4 protein-coding genes are annotated in these 2,690 nt (G+C 72.7%); all 4 read left to right on the top strand.

Features of this window, described 5'->3' with window-relative positions:
- The first annotated feature begins 25 nt into the window (after window positions 1-25).
- The 4 genes from rimM to lepB all read left to right on the top strand — a co-directional run bounded on the left by rimM (window position 26) and on the right by lepB (window position 2,653).
- Entirely contained in the window at window positions 26-595 is a 570-nt protein-coding gene (gene rimM, locus H5J30_RS26140) for a ribosome maturation factor RimM (RefSeq protein WP_181789802.1), read from the top strand.
- Window positions 592-1,401, top strand: coding sequence for a tRNA (guanosine(37)-N1)-methyltransferase TrmD (gene trmD / locus H5J30_RS26135; RefSeq protein WP_181789801.1), 810 nt, complete (start codon window positions 592-594; stop codon window positions 1,399-1,401). The genes rimM and trmD overlap by 4 nt, the downstream gene beginning before the upstream one ends.
- A gap of 135 nt (window positions 1,402-1,536) precedes the next feature.
- Window positions 1,537-1,884, top strand: coding sequence for a 50S ribosomal protein L19 (gene rplS / locus H5J30_RS26130; protein ID WP_181789800.1), 348 nt, complete (start codon window positions 1,537-1,539; stop codon window positions 1,882-1,884).
- A gap of 46 nt (window positions 1,885-1,930) precedes the next feature.
- Entirely contained in the window at window positions 1,931-2,653 is a 723-nt protein-coding gene (gene lepB, locus H5J30_RS26125) for a signal peptidase I (protein ID WP_181789799.1), read from the top strand.
- The last annotated feature ends 37 nt before the right edge of the window (window positions 2,654-2,690 follow it).

Below are 2,690 nucleotides of genomic sequence, written 5' to 3'. Positions count from 1 at the left end.
ACGACGTACGAAGAGGAAGGCACCCGTGCAACTCGTAGTCGCGCGGATCGGCCGCGCCCACGGGATCAAGGGCGAGGTCACCGTCGAGGTACGCACCGACGAGCCCGAGCGGCGGCTCGCGCCCGGCGCCGTCCTCACCACCGACCCGGCAGACACCGGGCCGCTGACCATCGCCACCGGGCGGGTGCACAGCGGTCGGCTGCTCCTGCGCTTCGAGGGCGTCGCCGACCGCACCGCCGCGGAGGCCCTGCGCAACACCCTCCTCGTCGCCGACGTGGACCCCGAGGCCACCCCGGAGGACCCCGAGGAGTTCTACGACCACCAACTGGCCGACCTCGACGTCGTCCTGCGCGACGGCACCCCCGTGGGGCGCGTCGCGGAGGTGGCCCACCTGCCGTACCAGGACCTGCTGGTCGTCGCCCGCCCCGACGGCGGTGAGGCGCTGATCCCGTTCGTCACCGAGATCGTGCCCGAGATCGACCTCGACGCGCAGCGCGTCGTCGTCGAGCCGCCGCCCGGGCTGCTGGACGTGACCGCCGGCGGTGGCCGGGACGGCGCACGCGAGGGCGGCGACGGGGGAGAGGGCCCCGCGTGAGGATCGACGTCGTCTCGATCTTCCCCGCGTACCTGGAGCCGCTGCGGCTCTCGCTCCTCGGCAAGGCCATCGACCGCGGCGTGCTCGACGTCCGCGTCCACGACCTGCGGGAGTGGGCGTTCGACCGGCACAACACCGTGGACGACACCCCCTACGGCGGCGGCCCCGGCATGGTCATGAAACCCGAGCCGTGGGGCGCCGCCCTCGACGCCGTCGCCGAATCGGGGCCAGGCGACCCCGTGCTCGTCGTCCCCACGCCCAGCGGCAGCCCCTTCACCCAGGAACTGGCCGTGGAACTGGCCGCCGAGCCCTGGCTCGTCTTCGCCCCCGCCCGCTACGAGGGCATCGACCGCCGCCTCGTCGAGGAGTACGCCGCCCGCTACCGCCTGCACGAGGTGTCCATCGGCGACTACGTCCTCGCCGGCGGCGAGGCCCCCGTCCTCGTCATCGCCGAAGCCGTCGTCCGCCTGCTGCCCGGCGTCCTGGGCAACGCGGCCTCCCACCAGGACGACTCCTTCGCCCCCGGCGCCATGGCCGACCTCCTCGAAGGCCCCGTCTATACCAAGCCGCCCGACTGGCGCGGCCGGCCCGTACCCGAGACGCTGCTCAGCGGCGACCACGGCCGCATCGCCCGCTGGCGCCGCGACCAGGCCCTGCGCCGCACCGCGGAGGTCCGCCCCGACCTGATCGAACGGGCCGGCCCGGGTGCGTACGACAAGCACGACAGGGCGCTGCTCGCCGGGCTCGGCTGGACCGAGGGACCCGACGGGCGATTTTGGCGTACGGCCGGCGACGTGGAAGAATAGGCGGCTGCTGCCTGCCGTCCGACGCGGCGCCCCTGCCACGGGGGGACACGACGCCCGTACGACGCTGCAGCATCCTCTGTCCCACTTCGGACTCTTGTCGATGACCTGTGGCATCGGCGAAGAAAGCAGACGGTCATGAACCTTCTCGAAAGCGTCGACGCAGCCTCCCTGCGCGACGACGTACCGCCCTTCCGGCCCGGTGACACGGTCAACGTGCACGTGCGCGTCATCGAGGGCAGCCGCTCCCGTGTCCAGCAGTTCAAGGGTGTCGTCATCCGCCGGCAGGGCGCCGGGGTCCGCGAGTCCTTCACGGTCCGCAAGGTCAGCTTCGGCGTCGGCGTCGAGCGCACCTTCCCCGTACACACCCCGGTCGTCGAGAAGATCGAGCTCGTGACCCGCGGCCAGGTACGCCGCGCCAAGCTGTACTACCTGCGCGACCTCCGCGGCAAGGCCGCGAAGATCAAGGAGAAGCGCGAGAGCTGACGCGGCCGGTCCACGCGGGCGAACCGCCATATTAGGCTTCGCTGCGATGGACACAGAGCCGCGGCCCGAGGAGCGCGACGACTCCTCCTCCCCGGAGTCCGGGCAGGAGGAGAAGTCGCGCTCCTCTTTTGTCCGACCGCTGCGCTGGGCCTTCGCGCTCGCGGTCGGCTGCACCGTCGTCGGGCTGCTCGTCAGCGCTTTCGTCGTCCAGCCGTTCCTGGTGCCGAGCAGTTCCATGGAGCCGGTTCTCCAGCCCGGCGACCGGGTATTGGTCAACAAGCTCGCTTACGCGTTCGGGGACGAACCGGCGCGCGGAGACGTTGTCGTCTTCGACGGCTCCGGGACCTTCGCCGCCGCGGGCGGCGACGGGGGACCGGTGCCGGGCCTGCTGCGCAAGGCCGGCGCGGCCACCGGACTTGCGGAGCCCGACGGCACCGACTACGTCAAGCGCGTCATCGGTGTCGGCGGCGACCGGGTGGCCTGCTGCGACGCACGGGGGAGGGTGACGGTGAACGGAGAGCCGCTCGACGAGCGGGAGTACCTGTATCCGGGCGACGCCCCGTCGCTGGTCGAGTTCGACATCATCGTGCCGCCGGAGCGGCTGTGGGTCATGGGCGACCACCGCAGCGACTCCCGCGACTCCCGCGACCACCTCGGGTCGCCGGGCGGCGGCACGGTCTCGGTGGACAAGGTGATCGGCAGGGCGGACTGGCGGGGGTGGCCGCCGGACCGCGTCGGCTCGCTGGGGCGGCCGGGATATGGGGGGTAGCCACGGGCGTCACGCGGGCGGCGGCGGTCAGGAGGAC

It is taken from the genome of Streptomyces phytophilus, assembly GCF_013870535.1.
GTDB lineage: Bacteria > Actinomycetota > Actinomycetes > Streptomycetales > Streptomycetaceae > Streptomyces > Streptomyces phytophilus.
This window is presented reverse-complemented; position numbering and strand designations above follow the sequence as displayed.

What these genes read in the sequence shown, in the direction of transcription:
- rplS (WP_181789800.1), top strand. Translation starts at nt 1,537, where the DNA reads ATGAACCTTCTCGAAAGCGTCGACGCAGCCTCCCTGCGCGACGACGTA.
- lepB (WP_181789799.1), top strand. Translation starts at nt 1,931, where the DNA reads ATGGACACAGAGCCGCGGCCCGAGGAGCGCGACGACTCCTCCTCCCCG.